At 61.1% G+C, this 22,704-nt stretch carries 26 protein-coding genes; 7 read left to right on the forward strand and 19 right to left on the reverse strand.

From position 1 onward, the window contains the following. Positions 1 to 91: 91 nt before the first annotated feature. The 3 genes from BBJ66_RS34560 to BBJ66_RS35225 form a co-directional block, all read right to left on the reverse strand. Positions 92 to 610 (reverse strand): ankyrin repeat domain-containing protein, encoded by a 519-nt coding sequence (locus BBJ66_RS34560; protein WP_128146163.1) that lies wholly within the window; start codon positions 608 to 610, stop codon positions 92 to 94. A 211-nt stretch (positions 611 to 821) separates the two neighbouring features. Then, on the reverse strand, positions 822 to 1,445 hold the full coding sequence (locus tag BBJ66_RS08220; protein ID WP_244511626.1) for a LysR substrate-binding domain-containing protein: 624 nt from the start codon (positions 1,443 to 1,445) through the stop codon (positions 822 to 824). Positions 1,446 to 1,507: 62 nt separating this feature from the next. Continuing rightward, positions 1,508 to 1,708: a LysR family transcriptional regulator gene (locus BBJ66_RS35225; RefSeq protein WP_244511627.1), complete on the reverse strand. Its 201-nt coding sequence runs from the start codon at positions 1,706 to 1,708 to the stop codon at positions 1,508 to 1,510. 47 nt (positions 1,709 to 1,755) lie between these two features. On the opposite strand from BBJ66_RS35225, the gene BBJ66_RS08225 reads away from it, so the two are divergent. After that, positions 1,756 to 2,142 carry a hypothetical protein gene (locus tag BBJ66_RS08225; RefSeq protein ID WP_071086177.1) on the forward strand — a complete coding sequence of 129 codons (387 nt, stop codon included), beginning with the start codon at positions 1,756 to 1,758 and terminating at the stop codon, positions 2,140 to 2,142. Between the two features lie 1,101 nt (positions 2,143 to 3,243). Here BBJ66_RS08225 and BBJ66_RS08230 read toward each other — a convergent pair. Continuing rightward, entirely contained in the window at positions 3,244 to 4,512 is a 1,269-nt protein-coding gene (locus tag BBJ66_RS08230; RefSeq protein ID WP_071086179.1) for a patatin-like phospholipase family protein, read from the reverse strand. A 35-nt stretch (positions 4,513 to 4,547) separates the two neighbouring features. Between BBJ66_RS08230 and BBJ66_RS08235 the strand changes: the two genes are divergently transcribed. Both BBJ66_RS08235 and BBJ66_RS08240 read left to right on the forward strand, forming a co-directional pair. Continuing rightward, positions 4,548 to 5,630: a hypothetical protein gene (locus BBJ66_RS08235; protein ID WP_244511628.1), complete on the forward strand. Its 1,083-nt coding sequence runs from the start codon at positions 4,548 to 4,550 to the stop codon at positions 5,628 to 5,630. A 135-nt stretch (positions 5,631 to 5,765) separates the two neighbouring features. Then, complete coding sequence (locus BBJ66_RS08240; protein ID WP_071086183.1) at positions 5,766 to 6,236, forward strand: MEKHLA domain-containing protein; 471 nt, start codon at positions 5,766 to 5,768, stop codon at positions 6,234 to 6,236. A gap of 55 nt (positions 6,237 to 6,291) precedes the next feature. On the opposite strand, the gene maiA is transcribed toward BBJ66_RS08240, so the two are convergent. From maiA to hppD, 4 genes are read right to left on the reverse strand one after another with little or no spacing between them, the layout of a single operon-like run. Next, positions 6,292 to 6,924, reverse strand: a complete 633-nt coding sequence (gene maiA / locus BBJ66_RS08245) for a maleylacetoacetate isomerase (protein WP_071086185.1) — start codon at positions 6,922 to 6,924, stop codon at positions 6,292 to 6,294. Next, positions 6,921 to 7,946, reverse strand: a complete 1,026-nt coding sequence (locus tag BBJ66_RS08250) for a fumarylacetoacetate hydrolase family protein (protein ID WP_071086187.1) — start codon at positions 7,944 to 7,946, stop codon at positions 6,921 to 6,923. The genes maiA and BBJ66_RS08250 overlap by 4 nt, the downstream gene beginning before the upstream one ends. An 18-nt stretch (positions 7,947 to 7,964) precedes the next feature. Further along, a complete protein-coding gene (gene hmgA / locus BBJ66_RS08255) occupies positions 7,965 to 9,326 on the reverse strand; it encodes a homogentisate 1,2-dioxygenase (RefSeq protein WP_071086189.1) in 1,362 nt (453 codons plus the stop codon). A 58-nt stretch (positions 9,327 to 9,384) separates the two neighbouring features. Further along, the gene (hppD, locus tag BBJ66_RS08260; protein WP_049733186.1) at positions 9,385 to 10,494 is read right to left on the reverse strand and encodes a 4-hydroxyphenylpyruvate dioxygenase; all 1,110 of its coding nucleotides are present in this window, start codon (positions 10,492 to 10,494) and stop codon (positions 9,385 to 9,387) included. Positions 10,495 to 10,623: 129 nt separating this feature from the next. Between hppD and BBJ66_RS08265 the strand changes: the two genes are divergently transcribed. After that, complete coding sequence (locus BBJ66_RS08265; protein ID WP_049733185.1) at positions 10,624 to 11,124, forward strand: Lrp/AsnC family transcriptional regulator; 501 nt, start codon at positions 10,624 to 10,626, stop codon at positions 11,122 to 11,124. Positions 11,125 to 11,166: 42 nt separating this feature from the next. Here BBJ66_RS08265 and BBJ66_RS08270 read toward each other — a convergent pair whose 3' ends face one another. Continuing rightward, the gene (locus BBJ66_RS08270; protein WP_049733184.1) at positions 11,167 to 11,628 is read right to left on the reverse strand and encodes an Lrp/AsnC family transcriptional regulator; all 462 of its coding nucleotides are present in this window, start codon (positions 11,626 to 11,628) and stop codon (positions 11,167 to 11,169) included. Between the two features lie 124 nt (positions 11,629 to 11,752). Between BBJ66_RS08270 and BBJ66_RS08275 the strand changes: the two genes are divergently transcribed. Then, the gene (locus tag BBJ66_RS08275) at positions 11,753 to 12,544 is read left to right on the forward strand and encodes a phenylalanine 4-monooxygenase (protein ID WP_049733183.1); all 792 of its coding nucleotides are present in this window, start codon (positions 11,753 to 11,755) and stop codon (positions 12,542 to 12,544) included. A 45-nt stretch (positions 12,545 to 12,589) separates the two neighbouring features. On the opposite strand, the gene BBJ66_RS08280 is transcribed toward BBJ66_RS08275, so the two are convergent. The 7 genes from BBJ66_RS08280 to BBJ66_RS08305 all read right to left on the reverse strand — a co-directional run bounded on the left by BBJ66_RS08280 (position 12,590) and on the right by BBJ66_RS08305 (position 17,183). Next, positions 12,590 to 13,591 (reverse strand): L,D-transpeptidase family protein, encoded by a 1,002-nt coding sequence (locus BBJ66_RS08280; protein WP_083335535.1) that lies wholly within the window; start codon positions 13,589 to 13,591, stop codon positions 12,590 to 12,592. A gap of 77 nt (positions 13,592 to 13,668) precedes the next feature. Beyond that, on the reverse strand, positions 13,669 to 14,553 hold the full coding sequence (locus tag BBJ66_RS08285; protein WP_071086193.1) for a hypothetical protein: 885 nt from the start codon (positions 14,551 to 14,553) through the stop codon (positions 13,669 to 13,671). 97 nt (positions 14,554 to 14,650) lie between these two features. Further along, positions 14,651 to 14,965, reverse strand: coding sequence for a hypothetical protein (locus BBJ66_RS08290; RefSeq protein ID WP_071086195.1), 315 nt, complete (start codon positions 14,963 to 14,965; stop codon positions 14,651 to 14,653). Positions 14,966 to 15,057: 92 nt separating this feature from the next. After that, positions 15,058 to 15,639 (reverse strand): BA14K family protein, encoded by a 582-nt coding sequence (locus BBJ66_RS08295; protein ID WP_071086197.1) that lies wholly within the window; start codon positions 15,637 to 15,639, stop codon positions 15,058 to 15,060. Then, positions 15,636 to 15,803 (reverse strand): hypothetical protein, encoded by a 168-nt coding sequence (locus BBJ66_RS34895; RefSeq protein ID WP_167347774.1) that lies wholly within the window; start codon positions 15,801 to 15,803, stop codon positions 15,636 to 15,638. The genes BBJ66_RS08295 and BBJ66_RS34895 overlap by 4 nt, the downstream gene beginning before the upstream one ends. 46 nt (positions 15,804 to 15,849) lie before the next feature. Continuing rightward, positions 15,850 to 16,674: a DUF1236 domain-containing protein gene (locus BBJ66_RS08300; RefSeq protein WP_071086199.1), complete on the reverse strand. Its 825-nt coding sequence runs from the start codon at positions 16,672 to 16,674 to the stop codon at positions 15,850 to 15,852. 110 nt (positions 16,675 to 16,784) lie between these two features. After that, complete coding sequence (locus BBJ66_RS08305) at positions 16,785 to 17,183, reverse strand: DUF1236 domain-containing protein (protein WP_071086201.1); 399 nt, start codon at positions 17,181 to 17,183, stop codon at positions 16,785 to 16,787. A 200-nt stretch (positions 17,184 to 17,383) separates the two neighbouring features. Here BBJ66_RS08305 and BBJ66_RS08310 point away from each other — a divergent pair, with 200 nt between their 5' ends. Then, positions 17,384 to 17,677: a hypothetical protein gene (locus tag BBJ66_RS08310; RefSeq protein WP_071086203.1), complete on the forward strand. Its 294-nt coding sequence runs from the start codon at positions 17,384 to 17,386 to the stop codon at positions 17,675 to 17,677. On the opposite strand, the gene BBJ66_RS08315 is transcribed toward BBJ66_RS08310, so the two are convergent. From BBJ66_RS08315 to BBJ66_RS08325, 3 genes are all read right to left on the reverse strand, one after another. Further along, positions 17,669 to 20,434 (reverse strand): EAL domain-containing protein, encoded by a 2,766-nt coding sequence (locus tag BBJ66_RS08315; RefSeq protein ID WP_071086205.1) that lies wholly within the window; start codon positions 20,432 to 20,434, stop codon positions 17,669 to 17,671. The genes BBJ66_RS08310 and BBJ66_RS08315 overlap by 9 nt on opposite strands. Next, complete coding sequence (locus tag BBJ66_RS08320; RefSeq protein WP_071086208.1) at positions 20,431 to 21,384, reverse strand: FecR domain-containing protein; 954 nt, start codon at positions 21,382 to 21,384, stop codon at positions 20,431 to 20,433. Before BBJ66_RS08320 ends, BBJ66_RS08315 begins: the two co-directional genes overlap by 4 nt. Positions 21,385 to 21,500: 116 nt before the next feature. After that, positions 21,501 to 22,352 (reverse strand): class I SAM-dependent methyltransferase, encoded by an 852-nt coding sequence (locus BBJ66_RS08325; protein WP_071086211.1) that lies wholly within the window; start codon positions 22,350 to 22,352, stop codon positions 21,501 to 21,503. A gap of 164 nt (positions 22,353 to 22,516) precedes the next feature. On the opposite strand from BBJ66_RS08325, the gene BBJ66_RS34900 reads away from it, so the two are divergent. Beyond that, positions 22,517 to 22,693 carry a hypothetical protein gene (locus BBJ66_RS34900; protein ID WP_167347773.1) on the forward strand — a complete coding sequence of 59 codons (177 nt, stop codon included), beginning with the start codon at positions 22,517 to 22,519 and terminating at the stop codon, positions 22,691 to 22,693. The last annotated feature ends 11 nt before the right edge of the window (positions 22,694 to 22,704 follow it).

A 22,704-nucleotide genomic window follows, 5' to 3' on the forward strand; every position in this document is an offset into this window, starting at 1 on the left:
TAGCTTAATGGCCGCCTGCAAATCCGGTCTGCTAGCGAGCGGTGCGATAGGCAACCTAGCTCGAACGGAGGTCAACACTTGCCGCTTTGCGCTATTTCCCCTTAAATATGTCTAACATCTTCGGGTCGTTTATTTTTCGAGCTATATCAACCGCGGAAGAATTGCTGCTGTCCACGTCATGCACCCTAGCTCCTCTTTCGATTAAAAACTCTACGCTATCGTAGTCTCCAACGCCCGTGGCCATCATCAATGGAGTGTATCCATATGAGTTTCCGACGTTTACATCAGCTCCCATGTATACAATTGCCTTAACCCACAAACTTTGAAGCAGCTTTGGGCAATCTACGGCATCCACTGCTGAAAGCAATGGAGTCGTGCTTCTGACTCCATCGAAGTGAATACGGTTTATATTATCTATATCAAATAGATTCTCCAAAGACCAGAAAACATTACCGGCGCAAACAGCTTCGTCAATACTTTCATATCTTTGACAAGGCCTAGTGAGCCATATAATTGCTGCAAATACCAAACATAAATAAATCAATATTTTCCGCAATTTCTGATCCTGCAGGCCTCGAAAAAGCTCTACTCCCGCGAATATTTTAAACAATTACGTCCCCTACCCTTGTCTCTCGATTACAACTCCTAGGAATAGCAACTGGGCAGAAAAAGACCACTTAGCACGGGTAATATTCCGGGGAGACGATAAATCGAAGAGTGACTACTCAGAAGGTCGCATGAAACAAGAATGCGATCCTAGAACTCCGTTCTCCACATTTTAGGGATTCAACTTGCAAGGGCGGAGCCGGCATCCGAAGGCATCACGCCACGCCGCCGGCGATCTGGCGCAGTCCGTTGGCGACGGCGATGACGGCTCTGTCGTTGCGGCTTTCCGGCAGCATCCGGGCCGTGATCGAAAGGCCGAGCGGCACGAGGCGGCCGAAGGGTGCGACGAGGGCGCCGCTGTTCAGGTGAGGCTGGATCAGCGATTGCCGCCCCATCAAAACGCCTGCGCCGGATAAAGCTTCCTGCACGGCAACCGCATAGAGCGAGAAGCCGGGGCCGGTCGGGATCACCGGGCTGTCGGGCATGGCGGAAGCGGCCCAGATCCGCCAGTCCTGCCAGACTACATCCGAGATGCAGTTGGCCGCCGCAAGATCGGCGGGATCGGCAAGTGTTTCGGCCAATCCAGGGATGCAGACCGGCAGCAGCTGCTCATCCCACAAGGTGATCTTGTCCGGGCCGGGCTCGGCATAGAACAGGCACAGATCGAAAGGCGTGCGCTTGAGATCAGGCGGTTCTTCGAGCGCGGTCACCGAGATGTCCACGTCGCGCAGCGCGGCGCGCAGAGGCAGCAGGCGCGGCGCCAGCCACAGTTGGGCGAGCGCCGGGGAAGTGACGATATGGACTTTGCGCGGGGCTGCATGACGCCGCAATTCGCGCACCGCTCCTCCAAGCGCATCGAAGGCGGCGCTGAAGCGGGGCGCGACGCGCTCCCCCAGGGCAGTCAGGCTGACACCCTCGCCTGGCGGTGAAACAGCTCGGCGCCGAATTCGGCCTCCAGCGCTTTGATCTGCGCCGCCACCGCCCCTGGAGTCACCATCAGCTCATCGGCAGCACGGCGAAAACTGCCGAGCCAGGCGGCAGCCTCGAAGGCGCGCAGCGCGTTCAGCGAGGGCAATCTGTCGAATGGCGGCGAAATGGACATGGGGTTGAGGCCTAGATTTTCTGACCTTTCTATCGCCGAAAACTGGTTTGTCGCAAGTAAAAGGACTGCCCTCGGTTCAGGGGGCGGTTCTGCTGTTCGATGGCGATTGCGGGACTGTGCGGGCCGTCATCGATAGCCGGCTGGTCACGCATTACAAGACGGCGGCCGATTCCCTTCTCGGCGCGCAATGCCTGGCGCGCGCCGGCAGCCGCCATCTGGTCGTCCTGGGGGCCGGCGCCGTCGCTGGCACTCTGGCGCGGGCCTATGACGCCGCCTTTCCTGATATCGAGCGCATCTCGATCTGGTCGCGCCGTCCGTGGCAGCGGGCACGACAAGCCGCCAGTCCAACGATCAGATCACCGTCTTCAAGAACGGCGGCGGCGCATCTCGATCTGATGATGGCGAGCTACGTCGTCGGTGCGGTCAATGCGTAGGTCTGCAGCGCAGATGGCGGTTTAAACAGGCAGGAAGCTGAACAGGCGCCAGCGCTCGATCATGCAGAGCTGGCGGACAGTCGGCGAGGTGCAATAGGTCAACTCGGATGATCGCCGGGCTCTATTAGGTGCGTTGGCCGAATGGATGTAGAAAAGATCTGACGGAAATGCGCGATTATGTAGCCTATGCCACCGATGCCCGCTTCCGGTCCTCAGTGGGCGTTCGAACAGCATGATCTTTGAGCGGGTGCTGCGGTTCAACACGGCGCCGCAACGAGAGCTGATGAAATGCCACGCCGTCTACTTGACTACGTTGAGGCCGAAAATCACGTCGCGAACAACACCGTCTCCATAAGACTCCCTGTAAGTTGCCTTGTCAGGGCCGATGTATCCGGCTGCAGAAGTGTAGTAAACAATCATGCCTGGGGCTTTCACACCAGCGCATTTGGGAAACTTTTTCGAATTCGCAACTATCTCTTCCGGAACGATTTCGAGCTTACCATGAGCTGGCGGAGAGAGTGTTCGAACGTTCGGACGGGTCGATTGTGAGCAATCGGCTTTGAGGTGCCAAGTCTGCCCCAGTCGCGTCCGCTCAGCGCTAACCGCAGTAAGGCTCCTGTTCTCCGTGGTAATGCCACCCGAAGTCGTCGTACAACCCGCCAGTGTCGGAATTACCAGAGCGGAAAATGCCGCAGCCAAAGTTCGCATCATCGGTCTCCTGTTGCTTATGAGCATGAGTACCGAGGGCGCCTAAACGGGTCAATCGCGTGAGGCATTGAGCCGCAGGAGCCATTTCTATGCGCATTCCCTCACAGCGAGGGCGGGATCTCAAAGCAAGGATTGAGATGGGACGCGTTATTCGCCTTCGCGGCTCTGCCAACGGCGACCCCACCGGGGGGACTTGATACGCGTCAGCTCGCGCCCCCACATGGCTTACCGGCTCGGCTAGGTTTCTTCAGCCCGAGTTCAATATCGGCTTTCATGCCGCCTGTCGCTTAGTGGATGGGGCAACCTGTCCCACGCGGCGCGCATCCCGATCTGATGATGGCGAGCTACGTCGTCGATGCGCTCAATGCGTGGGTCTGCAGCGCAGATGGCGGTTTAGAACGGCAGGAAGCCGAACAGGCGTTTGCTGGCGCTCGCCGCCCAGGAGGGCTTCACCGTCCCCGCCGCCAATGGCGGGCCGGGCGATGGCGTCAGCGGCGATGGATAGAAGCGATTGAGCATCGCGTCGCAGACATAATGACCCCAATTCGTCAGAACCTCCGTTTCCCTTGCGCCGAGGAAATGAAGATAGGTGCCGATATCGGCGGGAATGACCGACGATGGCGGCAGCGTGTAAGAGGCATAGGGCGCGAGTTCGGCGCCCTTGCTGTCGATCGACCAGTAGACGCCCTGCGTTCTCGCGCGCAGAGCCGATTTCGAGGGAGCGTCGAGGCCGAGCGTATCGGCCTGTTTTGCCGCCTTGAAGCCAGCGATCAGGTCTCGCCGCCGCAACGACCTCACCTGATTGTCGGCGGTATCGAGAACGCGCTTCAGCTGGCTGAGATAGTTCCAGTATCCGCGGGTGGATGAACGCCAGGGCGCGCCGGCATCGCTGACGAGCAGGCAGTCGCAGCGTTTCAGCGCCGGCTCGATGCCGTGATTGTCGTAAACGCCGCCATCGCTGAGGATTGCCCTGCCGGGCGCAACGGGTTCGCCGACGGTGTCGTCGAGTTTTTCCCTCTTCCAGGAAAACTGCGACAGATCCAATCGCAGCGGGGACAGCACGGGCGGGAATGCCGCCGACGCGGCAACCGCGGTCGCGAGCGGAAGTGCCGGATGAAATGACACGCCGATCCGGTAATCGGCGATATAGCGGTTGGACATGCGGAAGAGCGAACCGGTGCTGAGATTGCTGGCGCAGAAGACGAACCAGGGCGTTTCAGGCAGGTCTTTCAGGCTTGGCGATTTTCCATCGAAGAGATGTCGCTCGTAGAGTTTGGCGGCTTCCTCCGCCGCACTCGATAAGGGATTGAACACGCCCTTCAGGAAACTCGGCCCATCCGCAAAGACCTGGCTGAAGGCCAGAATGCGATCCAAATACTCGGCCCTGAAATTGACGGCGACATCGTTCTCAAAGACCAGCCGCGGCCATACATAGGCGAGCAGGCCGGAGGCGATCGATCCACCCGAGACCGACGAGATCATGTCGAGCTTCGCCAGAAGGCCGGCCTCGTTCAGCCTCGCCAGCGATCCCGCATGGAAGAGCATCGCCCGATAGCCGCCGCCCGAAAGGCAAAGGCCGAGCCGGTAGCGCTCGGCCGGCTTCTCGGGTTCGTCGGATCCAGACAAGACGCTGTTTTCCTCGGGATGCTCCCCTTCTGACATGCTCTGTCCTATCACGTTAAGAAGGATGATGACATTTGTATCAGATCGAGACCGGCGCGAAGGAATGTCATAGCGGATTGCCAGAGATTGGCGTCCGGTCTCATCTTTCACTTCGATCCGCCGGCCGAACCTCTCTGGAGGACTGCACGATCAGTCTTGCAAAACATTCCTCGCAATGTTCAATAACCCTCGCAAAGGCGGGGGAATCGATGCGGTACACTGTTGCTGGCTTGCTGTTTCTATGCGCGTTTCCTCTGTCTGCAGCGGAGATCACGCGCGAGCCGTTGGAGGGTGACACCGACCTGATCTCCGTCACCGGCGTCCTGAACGAAGGTGACGAAATCCTCTTCAGAAACGTCGCCGCGGCCCCCAATAAGGCGCTGGTTTTTCTAAACAGCGAGGGCGGGGATCTCAAAGCCGGCATTGAGATCGGGCGCGCCATCCGCCTTCGAAACTTTGCCACCGCGGTCCCGCCGGGGACCTTGTGCGCTTCAGCTTGCGCCCTCACCTGGCTTGCCGGTACGCCGCGCATGCTTGAGGCCACATCCAATCTCGGCTTCCATGCCGCCTATCGCGTGATTGACGGCAAGGCCAGCGAGAGCGGCGTCGCCAACGCGCTTGTCGGAGCCTACCTCAACCAGCTCGGATTGTCCGACACCGCCGTCGCTTTCGTAACATCGGCGCCGCCTGAAGGCATCGAATGGCTAACCCCTGACAAGGCGCAGGGCGTGGGCATTGCCTACGAGACGGTTCAACTGGACGCGGCGAATGCGACGTCCGAGGAGGGTAAGACGTTGCCGTATGATCCGATGGGCACGGTGACGGCGTTCTACTCCGCACTCGCGGTCGCCGATGGTGAAACCGCCTCGGCTCTGGTCATTCCGGAAAAGCGCGGCAAAGGCCCCTTCAACGAAGCGTCGATCCATGCCTTCTTCGGCGCGATGTCGCAGCCGCTCAAACTCACCGGAACGGCGCTGCGCGGCAATGATAACGTCCGGGTTTCCTACGAATATGTCACCAACGACGGCCGCCGCTGCCAGGGGCGCGCCGATGTCCAGACCACCTACGCATTCGGCAAGACGTTGCTTTCGAAAATCACGGCGCTGGACGGCTGCTGAACGTCTTCGCCCTGCCACAGTCACCGCAGCTGACCGCATCTGCTTCAGGCAAGCTGGCCCCGCAGTTGCTCGTCTCCGGATTTGTGCGCTCAGCTATGCCGCCTGCACCGAAGCATTTGACCAGCGAGGCAGTTCGTGACTTCTATCTATGACAATCACGCTCTCGACCTGACGCGCGATCCCGATTTCTTTTCCCTGCTGACCGGAAGCTACGAGCGCATCGTCGGCCGTCGTCTTGCCGAGGACGGACAGGGGCCGGGCTGGCTTTACCACCACGCGCCTTTTGTGGTCCTCGCGCACAATACCTTGCCAGATCCGCGCTTCATCTACGCGAACCGTACGGCGCAGAACTGCTTCGAATATGGCTGGGACGAATTCACTTCCTTGCCGTCGCGGCTTTCGGCCGAGCAGCCGGATCGCGCCGAGCGTCAGCGGCTGCTGGATAGCGTGACCCGCGATGGTTTTGTCGAGAATGGTCGCGGCGTCAGGATCGCAAAATCCGGGCGCCGTTTCTGGATCGAGAACGTGACAGTCTGGCAGCTTATCGATGAAACGGGCAAGCGGCTGGGCCAGGCGGCCACGTTCGCTTCGTGGCGGGACGCGTAGTCTCTCCGTCCAATCGCCGGGCCTCAGCCTGATGCATTGTACCCAGGCGGTGACGTCACAGCTTTACGCGGTCGGGATGCGCCGCCTGGAAGGCCGGCAGTTCGGCGCATCTGGCGTCGATTTCGACGATGCGCTTGAGATGCGTGATATCAACGCCCCAGCGGCGGGCGTTGTAAACCTGCGGGACAAGGCAGAGGTCCGCCATCGTCGGCGCATCGCCGAAGCTGAAGGCTCCGCCGGCGCCATCGATCATCGCCTCCAGTTTGCCAAGTCCGTCGGCGATGAAATGCTGCATCCACGCCTCGCGGGCGTCGGCCTTGTCGGTCATGGTCATGAGATGCGTCACGACATGCATATTGCAGATAGGATGGATGTCCATGGCGACCGCATAGGCCAGCGCGCGGATATGCTGGCGGCCGGCGCTGTCTCCCGGCAGCAATCCACCTTCCGGCCGCAACTCGGCCAGATATTCGATGATGGCCAGCGACTGGGTGAGAGCTTTTCCGTCGATCACCAGGGTCGGCACCAGCCCCTGCGGGTTGAGCGTGAGATAGTCCGGCGTCCTGTGAACTCCCTCCAGCAGATTGACCGGCACCGTCCTGTAGTCGATATCAAGCAGGTTGAGCGCGATGCGGACGCGATAGCTCGCCGACGATCGCCAGTAGTCGTAAAGAACGACCTCGCTCATTGCGCCCCCGCTCCTCCATAGCGTTCGACGGTCTGCTCGATCGCGCCGAAGATCGAATGGCCGGCACGGTCCTTCATCTCGATGCGGACCTGGTCGCCGAAGCGCATGAAGGGGGTCTTCGGCGCGCCGGTTTCGATCGTCTCGATCATCCGGATCTCGGCGATGCAGGAATAGCCGTCGCCGCCGTCTTCGACCGGGCGGCCCGGGCCGCCGTCCCGCTTGTTGGAAACCGTTCCCGAGCCGATGATCGTTCCGGCCGTAAGACTGCGGGTTTTGGCGGCATGGGCGATCAGTTGGCCGAAATCGAAGGTCATGTCGATGCCGGCATTGGCCTTGCCGAAGGACTTGCCGTTCAGGCTGACGAGCAGCGGCAGACGCAGCTTGCCGCCATCCCACGCCTCTCCCAGCTCGTCCGGCGTCACCGCCACAGGCGAAAATGCCGAGGCCGGTTTGGACTGGAAGAAACCGAACCCCTTGGCCAGCTCGTCGGGGATCAGGCCGCGCAGCGACACGTCGTTGACGAGCATCACCAGACGGATGGCGCCGCGGGCGGCCTCCGGGTCCGCTCCCATGGCGACGTCGCCGGTAATGACGGCGACCTCGCCCTCCATATCGATCCCATAGGCCTCGTCGGTCGCCAGGATCGGCTCGCGCGGGGCGAGGAAAGTATCCGAACCGCCTTGATACATCAGCGGGTCGGTCCAGAAGCTTGCCGGCATTTCGGCACCGCGGGCCTTGCGCACCAGTTCGACATGGTTGACGTAAGCGGAACCGTCGGCCCATTGATAGGCTCGCGGTAGAGGTGACGTAGCGTCATGCTCGTGAAAGCGCAGCGTCGGCTGGGCTCCGGTCTCGATGCCTTCGGCAATCAGCGCAAGTCTCGGCGCCACATGCTCCCAGTCGTCGAGCGCTGCCTGCAGCGTGCGGGCGATATGGCCGACTTCGGAGCAGCGGGTCAGGTCGCGGGAGACGACGACAAGGCGGCCGTCCCTGGTGGAGTCCTTCAAGGTCGCAAGTTTCATGTTCCAATTCCGATGCTGTCACTTGATACCGGGGGTTCCGTCGAACTTGCGTTCCAGCCCGTCCCAGCACTCGAGGTAATCCTCCTGCAGCGTTTCCAGCTCGGCGGCGTATTTCGTCAGTTGCTGCGGGTATCGGGTCTCGAACATGAAGGCCATGGTGTGATCGAGCTTCGCCGGTTTGAGCTCGGCATTGGCCGCCTTTTCGAAGGCGAGCGCGTCCGGTCCGTGCGGCAGCATCATGTTGTGCAGGCTCATGCCGCCCGGCACGAAGCCCTCTTCCTTGGCGTCATACTGGCCGTGGATCAGGCCCATGAACTCGCTCATGATGTTGCGGTGATACCAAGGCGGACGGAATGAATGCTCGGCCACCAGCCAGCGCGGCGGAAAGATCACGAAATCGACATTGGCGGTGCCGGCATCTTCGGTCGGCGCCGTCAGCACCGAGAAGATCGACGGATCGGGATGATCGAAGCGGATGGCGCCGACCGGAGAGAACGTCCTGAGGTCATATTTGAACGGAGCGTAGTTGCCGTGCCAGGCCACGACATCCAGCGGCGAGTGGCCGATCTCGGTGACATAGAATTTTCCGCACCACTTCACGTGGACACGACACGGTGTTTCCTTGTCCTCGTAGGCGGCGACCGGCGTCTTGAAATCGCGCGGGTTCGCCAGGCAATTGGCGCCGATCGGGCCGCGGTCCGGCAGCGTGAATTTGGCGCCGTAGTTTTCGCATATATAACCACGCCAGACCGGCTGCTCGCCGATCCCGAGGATCTTGAACATCATGCCGCGGGGGATGAGGCATATTTCCAGGGGCTCGACATCCATGATGCCCATTTCGGTGAACACTCTGAGGGCGCCGAGCTGCGGCACGATCAGCAGTTCGCCATCGGCATTGAAGAAGTAATCGTCGACCATGTCCTCATTGAAGACATAGGCATGCGCCGACATGCCGACCTGGGTCACGGCATCGCCCGCCGTCGTGATCGTCCGCACCCCTTCCAGAAAATTCAGTCTCTCCTTGGGCGCAGGGATCGGATCCCAGCGAAGCTGGCCGAGCGGCAGCGAGTGTTCGTCGAGGCACGGCGCGGTCTTCCAGAGCGGATAGGAAGCGTTGGAAAAGCGGCGGGTGTGGCGCACGCTCGGGCGAATGCGATAAAGCCAGGATCTTTCGTTCGTCCCGCGCGGCGCGGTGAACGGCGAGCCGGAAAGCTGCTCGGCATAGAGGCCGTAATTGCATTTCTGCGGGCTGTTTTGGCCCTGTGGCAAGGCGCCGGGAAGCGACTCGGTTTCGAAGTCGTTGCCGAAGCCCGGCATGTATTTCAGTCTGTCTGCGGCCGCGGCTTCGCCGTCGACCGTCTGGATCGATGTCTGGTCCATGCTCAACTCCTCCCATCACTCTCCGGCGCTGCGCGTCTTTTCAGACGCGCGAGAGAGTTTACTCCGCCGCCGTCCCGATGACACCACGCTTGATCTGATCGGCCTCGATCGACTCGAACAGCGCCCGGAAGTTGCCTTCGCCGAAACCTTCGTCGCCCTTGCGCTGGATGAATTCGAAGAAGATCGGGCCGATCACGGTTTTGGAGAAGATCTGCAGCAGGATTTTCGTCATGCCGCCATTCACCACGCCTTCGCCGTCGATGAGGATGCCGTGCTTCTTCATGCGCTCGATCGGTTCACTGTGGCCGTTCACCCGTTCATAGGACATGTCGTAATAGGTTTCCGGCGGACCCGGCATGAAGCGCAGGCCGTTGTCGGCAAGCCGGTCGGTGGCGCCATAAATATCCTCGGTGCCGACGGCGATGTGCTGGATGCCCTCGCCCCGGTACTTCTTCAGATATTCCTCGATCTGGCTGGTGTCGTCCTTCGATTCATTCAGCGGAATGCGGATCTTGCCGCAGGGCGAGGTGATGGCGCGGCTCACCAGACCGGTGATGCGGCCGTCAATGTCGAAGAAGTGGATCTGCTTGAAGTTGAACAGCTCGCGGTAGAAATCCCACCACTTGTCCATATTGCCGCGGAAGACGTTGTGGGTGAGATGGTCGAGATAATAGAAGCCGATCCCCTCAGGACGCGGATTGTGCTCGCCAAGCCAATCGAACTCGGCATCGTAGGCCGATCCCTTGGCGCCGTAGGTCTCGACAAAATAGAGCAGCGAGCCGCCGATGCCGACAATGGCCGGGACGTCGAGCATCTTGTCATCGCCCTCATAGGGAGTGGCGCCTTTCGACACCGCGTGGTCGAAAGCATGCCTGGCGTCGACGACACGCCAAGCCATCGACGCGGCGCAGGGACCATGTTGCTCGACAAAGCGGGCGGCATGGCTGCCGGGCTCGGCATTCACGACATAGTTGATGTCGCCCTGGCGCCAGACGGTGATGTCTTTGGTCTTGTGCCTGGCAACCGCAACATAGCCCATACGGGTGAAGAGTTCGCTGAGCTTTTCGGGTTCGGGATGCGCGAACTCGACGAACTCAAAGCCATCGGTGCCGGCCGGGTTGTCGGCGGTGATTTCGGATGGCGGCGCATCATGTGGGAAAGGACCCATTTTATCCTCCTGACGAGATGGAGTTTAACTGCGCAAAGTGTGGCCCAAAACGCGTGCAAAATCCTTGCATTCTTCATGCATTTAGAACAAATTATGCACGCTTCGTGAGTGTTTTGGAGATTCTACGCAATGGATGAACAGATCGACAAATTGGATTTGCGGCTGCTGCAGGAACTGCAAAAGGACGGCAGGCTGACGAATAACGAACTGGGCGATCGGATCGCACTTTCACCCTCGCAATGCTCGCGCCGGCGCACGCGGCTGGAGGCGGAAGGCTATATCCGCAGCTACCGGGCCTATCTCGACCGGGAAAAGCTGGGCCTGGATATGCTGGTGGTCATTTCCGTGACGCTTGCGACCCACAACAGAGACAATGCCCAGCGTTTCTCCCAACTGATCAACGGACTGCCGGAGGTTCTCGAAGCCTATGCGCTGACCGGTGAAATGGACTACCATCTGAAGGTGGCGACCCGCGGGCTCGCCGACCTCTCGAAGTTCGTCAACGACGTTCTTTTGCCGCACGAGTCTGTGCAGCACGTGAAGACCTCGATCGTGCTCGACACACTGAAAACCTTCGAGGGCTTTCCGGTGCGCATGCCGGGCAGCTGGCACGGCGACAGCGCGCGATGACCTCCCGCTGTCACCGATTGGCGATTTACTTGGCGACAGGCGTCAGAGCGGCAGTTCGGTCGAGAATTTCAGCTCGCGCAGCACGAAGCTCGAGACCACCGTGCGCACATGCGGGTTGCGCATGAGGTAGCGGGTCATGAAGGCTTCGTAGCTTTCCACGTCCTTCGCCCGGATCTTCAACATATAATCGAAAGCGCCTGACAAGGCGTAGCACTCCATGATCTCCGGCCGCTCCAGCACCACCGACGCGAAGGAGGCGACCGCCTCTTCGTGGTGATCCTCCAGCGTGACATGGGCGATCACGCAGAGTTTGAGATCGAGTTTGCCGGGGTCGAGTAGCGTCACGCGCTTGCGGATCACGCCGTCAGCTTCCAGTTCCTGGATCTTCCGCCAGGCCGAACTCTGCGACATGCCGGCCTTCTCGGCCAGATCCGCCAGCGACAGGCTGCCGTCGGCCTGGATGAGCTGCAGAAGGGTGCGGCGAAAATTCCCAGTTTCTTTCATTTTCTGCCCATTCCTAGAGAAAATCTGCCAGTATTATGGCGAAATCCAAGAGGAAAGAAAAGAAAATCCGCCATAGCTGGAGGATAATGGCGGCAATATCGTCACGCTCAGGGAGGATCAGCCTATGACCAAGGAAAGCAGCTACACCGCGAAACTGCCCGGCCCGGACGGCCTCTATGACTACGGCCCAGAGGAAGATGCGATCTGGGGCGAGCTCTACCGGCGTCAGATGAAGATATTGGCCGGCACGGCCTGCCAGGAATATCTGGATGGCGTCGATTTGCTGGGGCTCAAGCCGGAGAAAGTGCCTCAGCTTCTCGACGTGGACAGACGCCTGCACGAAACCACCGGCTTCGGCGTCGAAGGCGTGCCGGCGCTGATCCCGCCCTCGCGCTTTTACGAGCTTCTGTCGCAGGGCAAATTCCCGCTGGCAACCTTCCTGCGCCGCCGCGAGCATATCGACTATATCGAGGAACCGGACCTGTTCCACGAGGTCTTCGGCCATTGCCCGCTGCTGACCAACCAGAGCTATGCCAATTTCGTCAGGCATTTCGGCGAAGCCGCCGTCCGCCTCGGCAAAGGCTATTCCTGGCATCTGTTCCGGATCTTCTGGTTCACCGTCGAATTCGGCCTGATCAACACGCCGCAAGGCCGCCGCTGCTTCGGCGCCGGCATCGTCTCGTCGCCGAGCGAAGCCAAGGCGGCAACGGAAGGCACGGCCTGCGAATTCCGGCCCTTCGATCTCATGAGCGTTCTCAGGACCCCCTACCGCATCGATATCCTCCAGCCGATCTATTACGTCATCGACAGCTTTGCCGATCTGGAAGCGATCGTGGAGCAAGATATCGGCGGCATGATCCTCAAGGCGAAATCGCTGGGTGATTTCGCCCCCGCTTTCGAAGCCAAGGCCTCGTAGCCGCTGATTTGACGGGGGACGCGTGGAATTGCGAGATGCCGCGCCTCACTTCGGAGCGGCGGGACTGCGATCGACGAAATCAACGAGGACACCCGGCTTCACCATGCCGGCAAGCTCTTCGGCGTCCCAGTTCGTCAGCCGCACGCAGCCATGCGAGCCGACCTTGTCGATGAGCTTCGGCTCCGGCGTGCCGTGGATGCCATAGGTCGGCTCCGTCAGGTCGATCCAGACGGTGCCGACCGGGCCATTCGGGCCTTTCGGGATGGTCAGGACCTTGTCGTTCTTTCCCTGCTTGAAGTTCAGCTTCGGGTCATAGCGGTAGACCGGCATCCTGGCGACGCCCTTGACCTTGTGTTTTCCCGAGGGCGACGGATTGTCTTTACTGCCGATCGTCGCGGGATAGACGGCCAGCAGCGCTCCGTCCTCGGCATAGGCCAGAACCTGCCCCGTCTTCCCGTCGGCCTCGATCTTCTTGACCTTGCCTTCCCTTGGGGGACCGGGGTTCACCACCCACACCGTATCGCCTGGAGCAAACGGCGAAGCCGGGTTGAGCGCGTTGACGAGATCGATGCCCATGTGAAAACGCTCGGAGAGCTTTTCGGCAACGCTGGTATAGCCCAAGCTCTGCATCTTGGCCTTCTCGCCATAATCCTCGGGTATCTTGTCGACGAGGCCCTTGGCATCGTCCGCCGAAACCACATAGCTCTCGACGATCGGCGCATCGCCTTCCAAACGGGAAACGACCTCCGCATCCGGCCTGCCATCGACGGGAAGCCCGTTCATCGCCTCGAAACCGGCGACCGCCTTGCTGACGTTCTCGCCGGCGAGCCCGTCGATGACGCCAGGAGAGGCGCCGGCACGGTCGAGCAGGACCTGAAGGCGGACGATTGCCGGGTCCGGATCTTCGGACGAGCGCTTTTCTGTCTTGATTGAAGCAATCGAAGCGGCGTTGATTGCATCGGCTTTGAGTTCTGCCGCGGCGGCATCGCCAACGGAGATGATCAGAGCGAGAAGCGACATCGGCAGGGCTGTTTTCATAGACGACAAATGGCCATTGCCGAAACTTGTTCCATTGCGCAACGATACTCGGACTTTAGACTTAGTCGCTTCAGCCCCTCTCCAGATCACAGCGCCTTCGCGCGCCTCCTGGCTTCGCGCGATCTTGCCGCGCGGCGCGCCGGCCTCAGTTCCTCGATGGTCGGCAGCCACCACCTGGCATCCTCAACCGGAGGCGTTTTCGCGGGCCATGTGCGGACGAGTTCTTCGAGTGTCGGCGCCCGCCAATATCCCCAGACGTGATCTTCGGTCACGCCGGGATAGAAGTCCGCCACGATATCCGGGTCGGCCAGTTCGCCGGTGATCTCAGTAAAGACGACAATGCCATAGGAGACGGCGACCGGTCTGCCGATCGGCGGCAGGTCGTCGGCGGGCAGCGGGTAGCGATGGCGCTTTCGTTCCGCCGAGCGCAGCTTGCCGCGCATCTCCTGCTCGGTCCCCTTGCGCTCCTCGGCGCGGCGCCGTCTCTCCTCCGGCTCGTTTCGGCGCGCGGCCGCTTCGATCGCAGGCCATCTGTGTCTGAGGTCCTCATAGGATCGGAAGGGAACGTGCCACAGCCTGAGATCGCCGTCCCACCGGGAAAACGGTACTTCGCGCAGTTCGTCGACGACGGTTTTCGAGTATGGCGTGCCGATCTGAAAGCCTGCCTTGCCGAGTTGAAGATATGGACTGTCGATCGGATCGAAGGCGAAGGCGTCGCGTCCCTTGGCATCCGCATGGGCGTCGGCTTCGGCCTCCAGCTCGGCAAGCCATCTCCCGATGCGGCGGGGCGCCGCGCGTCCGGGAACGAACCAGGCCTTGCGGGCGTCGCTCCAGCGGGCACGAGGGAAACGCTTTCGGAACTGCTCGATGGTCATCCTGTCGTAAGGAAAGGAAACGTCGGCGCCCGGCTTGGGGTCGTCATCGCCGGACAACACCTCGTCACGATCGGTCGGGGATTTCGTTTCGCTCATGGAAGGAGAACGCTTGCGCGAAGGGATCGGTTTCCAGTGGGTCGGGCCGAAGCGCTCAATTTGCACGCGGGCACGATAAACCGCGGGCAATTCCCCGTCAGTGAATTGTCTTCAATTGCTGCTCCGCATGCGAAATATTATGCAGCGTCGCCATAAGCTTTTCGAATTCGTTCAAGACACGATTGAATTCGGCGTCGGGCATGCCGGTGATCTCAGCTATCGTCGAGGAAACCGAGGCAATGAGCCTGTCGATCCAGACGCAGCGGTCGGCCGGCACATGGCCGAGAACCTCATGCCGATGTGTTTGCAGCTCGCGCAGAATGCGGACGATAAGGGCGCTCCGGTCCGCCCTGCTCAGCGACCGGAGCCTTGCCTGCGCCCTCTGGATTTCCGTTACCAGCGTCGTCGCCATTCCCCTGATCTCCGCCCTCAATACAACCGATATCACAACCGTAGCGTTTGCAACACGGACTTAGGTCCGACATCGGTTCGCCCCGGCGACGATCAATTGCTCGTCGCCACGATCACCGGCGCGTCGCAGCCGCGCCGCGGGCCGTCCCACGGCTGATATGTATTATCCTCAGGCCGATACGACCTGTAGCGAGCGGCACACCAGGCCGCCGCCTGTGCATTCACTTTCGTGCTCGCGCCGTCATCGGCGTCGGCGGCATCAGGCTGGTGCGGCGAAGAGCAGGCGCGGATCTCCCCGCTATAGGATCGATAGCTGTTGGTCGCAGGATCGAAGGAGCGGTAACGCTCAGCGCACCAGGCAAGGTGTTCGGCCGGAAATTTTGGTTGCGGCCCCAGGCGTTCGGTCGACGGGCCAGCGGGTTCCGGTTTCGCCCTTACCGTCATGACGGCCGGCGCCTCGGTGACATAACTGGAATAGACAGGCGCAATCCGTTCATAACGCTGCTGCCGAGGGTCGATTTTCATCGGCCCCGTCGTCCAGAGATCCGGCTCCGCAAGGACTTGCAAGGCATGGGCTTCGGTATCCGCCACGACGTGCGAAGTAACAGATGCGGCAGCTATGCAGGCACCCACCGAGCTGACGATGCCGAAGGCGACGGAGGCGAGGCCGTTCATTGCCCCGCCCCCTGCTGTTGCGCCTGTGGAACCCAGACGCGGCCGGCCGTGCCGCCGTGCCGGCCGCCGGTGGCGACAAGCACGGCGAGGATACCGGCGATCGCCAGCAGAATGGCGACGAGCGGCAGGGCCAGACCAGGGGATTTCTGTTCGGAATAGATCATGTTCCTCTCCTCGTCCCGGCGGCGCAAGGCCGCCGGGCGCCGGCTGCTATGCCGTGATGATGTAGACGATCGTGAACGCCGAAGGATCGACGATGACGATCCGGCCGTCGGCGAGGATGAAGAAACGATAGGCCTTGTATTGCGGAACGATCTCCACGATCCGCGGCGGCAGCGGCTCCAACCTGATCTTCTTCGGAATGGTGGTGCCAACCGAGACCGTGAAGTCCACGTCCCGCACCGGCTCGACATGAACCTCCTTTACGACAGTCCGGATTTCCGTCTGTTGCTCCACAGAGATGTTGACGTTGGTCGTGTTGTTCGTCTCGGTCTTGGTGGTGTTTTTGGTGTTGGCGTCGACCGAGGTATTGTTGTTCTCGACGTTCGTCTTGCTGTTCGACTGAGTTTCGGTCGAGCCGCCGGAGGACGTCGCGGCATCGCCGGATTTTTGTGTTTCGCCAGAACTGTTCGAGGTGCCGGTCGAGGTCCCCTCCTGGCTGCCGGCAGGCTTCTGGCCTTCCGTCGCGGACTGCCCCGACTTCTGCGTCGTCGAACTGTCCGAGCTTCCGGACTGCGTCTTAGCGCCGGACTGTGTCTTGGCGCCAGGCTCAGTGGTTCCCGAGGATGCACCCGACGAGCTTCCATCGGAGCCCGAAGGCTGCTGCGTGCCCTGGCCGGTCGATGCGCCTGCGCCGCCCGAAGCAGCACCGCCCGCGTCCGGCTGCTGTGCCGCACCGTCGCTGGGCTGGCCGCTCTGCGCGGTCCCCTTCTTGGGAAGGATGGGCGCATCCTGCGCCGAGGCAGACATCATGCCGACCGGAGAAACGCCGATCGAGAGTGCCGTCATCAGAACGGCGAGTGTCTTGCTCTTCATAACAATCTCACTGATTTTGGCCGCACGACGACGCTGCCGTCCGTCGTGCGGCTGATGTAAATGACGATTTGTGAAGTAAGACGCGGCGGTGGGCCGCGTTGGGCATCAGGTCACTTGATGACCTGGATTACCTTGCGGGACGACGGCTCGACGATGACACGTTCATCGTTGACCACCGCGTAGGCATAGGTCGGATCATCCGGAATAGGCGTTACCACGACCGTTTCCGGCAGCGGCTGCCCGACGACAACCTTCTCCTTTACGACCACGCGCGCCGAAGGTGCCGGAGCCTCGCGGACATAGGTGACCACCTTTTGCGGCGGCGGATCGATCGCGGTGCCGACGACAGCGCCGGCAACACCGCCGACAGCAGCGCCGACGGGACCGCCGACGATCGCCCCGGTGACTGCGCCGCCGGCCGCGCCATTGACGGTCGATGACTGGGCGAATGCGACGCCGGACGTGAGGGTCGCAGCAGTTGCCGCAGAGACGATAAGCTTGGAGAGCATATTTTCCTCCTTCTGTTTTGAAGCGGCCTTGGTGACCGCTGCCAGACCAACCAGTTGGAGACGGGGTCGTTCCACGCCTCGGACCTCAGTCCGATCGATCCCGGTCTTTGGTCCGAGATCCATGTCAATGTCGGTTGCCGGCGCTACTTTCGGATCGAAAGGAACCGGTCGTACCCGGTATCGGCAGGAGACTGAAGGAGATGGCACGATCCAACCGCAGGGAGGCGGGGCGCAGGCGCCTGGCGATGCGTCTGCCTGAGATGCGGAAGCTGATCATGGAAGCGCGCGACCCGTGGCAACTCCAGCTGTTCGAAGCCTACCAGATGGCTGTCGAAGCGCGCGATGCCGTTCGCAAGCGGCACTTCGATCCGAAACGGGTGCAAGAATATGACGAGACCTGTTTCGAGATCGAAAAGCACGTCATCCGGGCGATCCACGAACCTTCCGACGGACCCGCGGCCCTCCAGCGCAAACCCGGCGAGCCGTCAGGCTGATAGACGCTTCCAGACATTCCATTTGGAAAGCATGCGACGAGCCTCGTCCGGCCTCCCGAAGAGATAGCCCTGCCCCGTCTCGCATCCGAGCCGTTGCAGCGCTTCGGCCTCCGTTTCGGTTTCGACGCCTTCGGCGACGACCTGCAGTTTCAAACCATGCGCCAGCGAAATAATCGCCCGCACGATCTCCAGCATGGTCGGATTTCCCCTCATTCGCCGGACGAAGGACTGGTCGATCTTGAGCTTGTCGAGAGGAAGATCGGCAAGGTAGCTCATCGAGGAGTAGCCGGTGCCGAAGTCGTCCAAGGCGATGACGATCCCTGTTTCGCGAAGCGCGCGCATCTTTGCGATCACGGCTCCGCCTTGGCCGAGGAAGGCCGACTCCGTCAGCTCGAGGCAGAGGCGGGAAGACGGAAGCCCGCTGTTTGACAAGGCCTCCCTCACATCGGCCTCGATGTCGGACTGCTCGAACTGAAGAGCCGAGACGTTGACGGCGACGCCGAGTTCCCCGGGCCAGGTGGCCGCTTCGGTGCAAGCTTCGAAGAGCGTCCAGCGGCCGATCTCGCAGATCAAGCCGGAGGATTCCGCGATCGGGATGAATTCGGCCGGAGATATCAGACCGAACTCGGGATGGTTCCAGCGGATCAGGGCTTCCGCGCCCAACAGGCGCCCGCTTGCAAATTCGATCTGCGGCTGGAACAGCAGAAAGAACTGCCGGTCCCGGAGAGCATCGCGCATGTCCCGCTCCAGCCGGCGCGACCGGGCCTGGCGAACGGCTGTGGAAGGATCGAAAGAAGACCATCGCCGGCCTGCCATGGTCTTTGCAGCATCGAGCGCGGATTCGGCGGCGTTCAGGAGCGCGCCGGCGGCGGCATCTTCCGAGCCGGCTATTCCGACGTGGACCGAGATCGGCACAGCCGAACCGCGGAGCTGCAGAGGCTCCTCGAACAGGTCCAACAGACCCTCTGCAAAATCCTCGACCGCCTGTGCATCGACCGCCGGGGTGGCGATGCCGAAATGGTCGCGGTCCAGTCTTGCAAGCAAATTGCCGACGAATGTGTTGCCGAGTCTCACCGCCACGGCCTTCAGGAGTTCGTCGCCGACGTCGCGCCCAAGCGTGGCGCAAAGCGAGGAGAATCGTTCGATATCCAGCACCGAGACGAGGGTCCCGCCCTCAAGGGTTGCCAGACGGGAGGCGAATTCCCGGCGATTGAGCAGCCCGGTCAGGTCGTCCAGCTCTGACAGCGCCTTCAACCGCTCTTCATAATCATACCGCGCGGTGATGTCCCGTATGATCAGGCAACCGGCAAACCGCGACCGCGCCGAGGCCGGATGCGAATGCGGCTGTTCGATCGGCGAAATCGTGACGGATGCCTCGTAATGCGTGCCCTGCGAGCCTTTGTCGGAGAAGTCGACAAGGGCCGTGTGCACGTTGCCCGGTTCGCCATCGTGCTTTGCAACCAGCCCGCGCACGACATCGACGATGGCGGCGTCGGTGCTGGTGAGAAGGGAGGCGCCGATCTCGGCTCGCAGCACCGCCTTTGCGGATGCGCTCGCTTCGACGATCCTCAGATCGCTATCGAATGCAACGACACCGTCCGAACTGTCGGCGATGATCCGTCTCATCAGGCGCCTGGCGTTGCGAGCCTCGGTATTGGCGATGGCGACCAGCATTCGACCGAGGTCGACACGTTCGTTCAGAGCGAGCATCCATGCGAGCAGCAGCATCAGCCACGGCACCGCCGTTCCGACAAGCATCCCGTAGCGCCACTGCAGCAGGAATGCGCCGATCTCGCCGATGACGACGATGGTCAGTCCGATTGCCATCATCTTGACAATCCCGGTTGAACGGCTGCGGATGACGCCGACGATCAGCAAGGCTGCAAACAAGAGCTCCAGCGGAGCCTGATCGAACAGCCGGAGGAAGCGCTTCTGAAGCAGCGTTTCCGCGGCGAGCACGTGAATGAGCGGGCCGGCAATCGCGCCGTAGACGGGAACGGCGAAAATGTCTTTCAGCTCGGCTGCGGATGCTCCCACCACGACCGAGCGGTTCTTGATCGCCTCGGCCGGCACGGTCCCGTTCAGCACGTCGGACAACGAGAATGTCGGGATGGTGTCGGGCCTGATCGAATAGTCCACAGCCAGGGAACCGGAACTGCCGTCGACCCTGCCCAGGGCTGCTGCTGCCGATTGGGTGGGGTTCCCGTCGAGCTGGCTTCCCAGATCGAAACGGCGGACGATCCCGTCCGCATCCAACGCGACATTGGCGAATGCGGGCCAGGCATTCTCAAGGAACTGCGGGATCGGCCTCGTCACCGCCGTTTCAGACGATGACGCCGTCTCCTGCTGCCGGAACACCGGCAGAAGAACCCCTCCTCCGGATCTCGCGAGCGCTGCTGTGAGAAGCTCGTCCTCTTCAGTGCTGGAGATTGTGCTGAAATCGACGTCGAGAAAGATATCCTTGACGCCTGAGGCAATCAGCTTGTCGAGCAGTGTCGCGTAGATGCTCCGTGGCCAGGGCCATGTCCCGACAGCGTCGAGGGAATGCTTGTCGATCGCAACGAAGACAATGTTGCCGGTGGCGGTGCGAGGCGCCCATTCGAAGCGCTTGGCGAAAAGATTGTTGTCGATCCCCTGCACGAAGCCGAGGCTGGCCGCGGGCAGCACCAGCATGACGGCGATCAGCACCAGCCGAACCGCGATCGTGCTGATGCCGTTGGAGAGATAATCCCCAGCCGCCTTGGCCCTACCCCTCACTTGTCCTTGCCTTTTCCGCCGGAATTGCCGTTACCGTTGCCGCCGCTGTTGTTGTCACCCTTGCCGCTGTTGCCGTTGCCGTGGCCGTTACCATTCCCATTGTTACCGCTGTCATCGGAATGGCCGTTGCCATTGCCGTTGTTGCCGTTTGCTCCGGAATTGCTGTTGCCGTTTCCGTTGCCACCGGAATTGCCGCTGTTGCCGTTACCGCTGCGGCTGGAATTGCCGTTGCTCTTGCCGTTGCTAGCGCTGTCATCCTCGCTCGCGCTGGAACTGGTGTTCTTGTTCGTCGCCGAAGAACTGCTCTTGGTCTCTGCGGTGGCACCGGCGAGTTTCGTGGTACCCACGGCCGGAATCTGGGCGACCGAGGCTGCAACCGAGGTGATCTCGGGCTTGGATAGCCGGCCCGCCACCGTCATACCGGCCTTTTTGTCGACGGTCGCACTCTGCCCCGGCGCCACGTTCGACCGCTGGCCGCTGGCGAAGGAGGTGACCTGGACCAGTCCGCGATCCACGGCGACCGATGCTTTCGCTCGATTGACCGTCACATGAAAGATCGTCCCTTTCACCACGGCGGCGAGGTAGGGCGTCTGTACCGTCGTATGCGGTTGGCTTCGCTTCTCGATTTCAAGGTCCAGCGAACCCACCTGCTGGAAGATCTGCGTTTTCATGGCAGCGGATTCGTTGTTGGAGATGGCGGCGAGCGTGTTTGGCTGAAAGGTGATGCTCTCCACACCCCGGCTAAGCTGAACGCGCCCTCGCGGGCCGGTGGAAACCCATGCCCGGTTGGGAACCACCTCGCCGGCGCGCAGGTCCTGCCAGTTCGTCCTGTCGACCGTAAATTTTACTTGATCTGTCGCCTTGACGACCCGCCAGTCATCGGCAGCAGCAAAGACGGCTGTCGGCAGCACGATCAATGCTGCGATCAGAATTCGAAATATTATCAACATCAATGCTATCCCTCGGCCTTGAGACGAGTGAAGCATGTTCCAATTAAGAATGATTATAAAACCGCATGACGATTGTAGGAATTGTATGATTAATACGCGGGCGCTCGGCCAAGGGACTACGAAACGCGGCCGGTGACGACCAAGGCGCTCATGCCGCCGCTGGGACAAGCTCCGTGCCGCGCTTCCATTCGCCCGGCCACCTCCTCGACGATCTCGGACATGCGCTCCGGCGCCCGCCATTCGATCTCCCCCCGCAGCGGCGTGCCCTGGCAGAAGGCCGCCGCAACGTCGTGCGCGGTGGCCGCGACGGCGGTCAATTGGAGCCGGTCGCAGGTAACGGACTCAAAACCCGCCGACGACATCTGCGCCTTGATCGGGCCGGGGTCGAAGTAAGAGTATGGCAAGCGCCTGAGAAAATCCGGCGGATCAGATGGGAAGAGCTCTGCCAGACATTCATCCACGCAGCTTGCGAAGTCGTTGGCCGCAAGTGAATCCCATGTCGAGAACAGAAAACGGCCTTTGCCGCGTAACACTCTTTGAGCCTCGCCATAAGCCTTCACCTTGTCGGGAAAGAACATGGCGCCGAACTGGCAGATGACCAGATCGAACATTTCGGGGGCGAAGGGAAGATTTTGCGCATCGGCGTGCATCCAGTGCGTCCGCGACATCGTCACCGAGGGTGCGCCGATGTCGATCATCGCCTGGCTGAGGTCGGTGGCAACGATCTTCGTCGGCGGATCGAGCGTCGCGCGCAGGGCGCGTGTCAAAGCACCCGTCCCTGCGGCGAGTTCGAGAACGCTGCCCGGTTTCGACCGGTCGGCGACGATGGCCATCTCCGCCGCATAGGGCTCGAAGAGGATCGGCACCAGAAGGGCCTGGTAAAGCTCGGCGACGCCTTGATCGAATGGCGCGGGAGAAGTGGCAAATGCGGCGTGGTCGCCGCTTTCGAGATCGGCAGAAATTGTCACTCACAAACCTCCACCCCTTCAATCCCTGAGGCCTGAAATATGACGGATTCCGCCAATGTCCACGGGAATAAGACCTTGGTCCCTACCCTCCCCGACCGAAGTCCCCGGCGTGGAACGTGCACCGAACCGGCTCCGTTTCGAACGATACCGAAGGAGATCCTGATATGGCCTGGAATAACAGATCCCACGTCAATGACGTCTGCAACGTGTGCGTCATCGCCCTTGTCGTCGTTCTCGCTGGTCTTCTCTACGTCTTCGGCGCAGCCATGTCAGGCGATACGCTGCAGTTGACCAAAAGCATAAGAGGGGCCGAAATCTTCGATACCAGGGATGTGCCTTGACGCTGTCTGGA

It is taken from the genome of Rhizobium sp. RSm-3 (assembly GCF_001854685.1).
In the GTDB taxonomy this organism is placed as follows: Bacteria; Pseudomonadota; Alphaproteobacteria; order Rhizobiales; family Rhizobiaceae; genus Rhizobium; species Rhizobium ecuadorense.

Excerpts from the sequence above, each read along its gene's own strand:
- BBJ66_RS35225 (WP_244511627.1), bottom strand. The coding sequence starts at position 1,708 with ATGTCCATTTCGCCGCCATTCGACAGATTGCCCTCGCTGAACGCGCTG.
- BBJ66_RS08230 (WP_071086179.1), bottom strand. The coding sequence starts at position 4,512 with ATGTCAGAAGGGGAGCATCCCGAGGAAAACAGCGTCTTGTCTGGATCC.
- maiA (WP_071086185.1), bottom strand. The coding sequence starts at position 6,924 with ATGAGCGAGGTCGTTCTTTACGACTACTGGCGATCGTCGGCGAGCTAT.
- BBJ66_RS08250 (WP_071086187.1), bottom strand. The coding sequence starts at position 7,946 with ATGAAACTTGCGACCTTGAAGGACTCCACCAGGGACGGCCGCCTTGTC.
- hmgA (WP_071086189.1), bottom strand. The coding sequence starts at position 9,326 with ATGGACCAGACATCGATCCAGACGGTCGACGGCGAAGCCGCGGCCGCA.
- hppD (WP_049733186.1), bottom strand. The coding sequence starts at position 10,494 with ATGGGTCCTTTCCCACATGATGCGCCGCCATCCGAAATCACCGCCGAC.
- BBJ66_RS08265 (WP_049733185.1), top strand. The coding sequence starts at position 10,624 with ATGGATGAACAGATCGACAAATTGGATTTGCGGCTGCTGCAGGAACTG.
- BBJ66_RS08270 (WP_049733184.1), bottom strand. The coding sequence starts at position 11,628 with ATGAAAGAAACTGGGAATTTTCGCCGCACCCTTCTGCAGCTCATCCAG.
- BBJ66_RS08275 (WP_049733183.1), top strand. The coding sequence starts at position 11,753 with ATGACCAAGGAAAGCAGCTACACCGCGAAACTGCCCGGCCCGGACGGC.
- BBJ66_RS08285 (WP_071086193.1), bottom strand. The coding sequence starts at position 14,553 with ATGAGCGAAACGAAATCCCCGACCGATCGTGACGAGGTGTTGTCCGGC.
- BBJ66_RS08290 (WP_071086195.1), bottom strand. The coding sequence starts at position 14,965 with ATGGCGACGACGCTGGTAACGGAAATCCAGAGGGCGCAGGCAAGGCTC.
- BBJ66_RS08295 (WP_071086197.1), bottom strand. The coding sequence starts at position 15,639 with ATGAACGGCCTCGCCTCCGTCGCCTTCGGCATCGTCAGCTCGGTGGGT.
- BBJ66_RS34895 (WP_167347774.1), bottom strand. The coding sequence starts at position 15,803 with ATGATCTATTCCGAACAGAAATCCCCTGGTCTGGCCCTGCCGCTCGTC.
- BBJ66_RS08300 (WP_071086199.1), bottom strand. The coding sequence starts at position 16,674 with ATGAAGAGCAAGACACTCGCCGTTCTGATGACGGCACTCTCGATCGGC.
- BBJ66_RS08305 (WP_071086201.1), bottom strand. The coding sequence starts at position 17,183 with ATGCTCTCCAAGCTTATCGTCTCTGCGGCAACTGCTGCGACCCTCACG.
- BBJ66_RS08310 (WP_071086203.1), top strand. The coding sequence starts at position 17,384 with ATGGCACGATCCAACCGCAGGGAGGCGGGGCGCAGGCGCCTGGCGATG.
- BBJ66_RS08320 (WP_071086208.1), bottom strand. The coding sequence starts at position 21,384 with ATGTTGATAATATTTCGAATTCTGATCGCAGCATTGATCGTGCTGCCG.
- BBJ66_RS34900 (WP_167347773.1), top strand. The coding sequence starts at position 22,517 with ATGGCCTGGAATAACAGATCCCACGTCAATGACGTCTGCAACGTGTGC.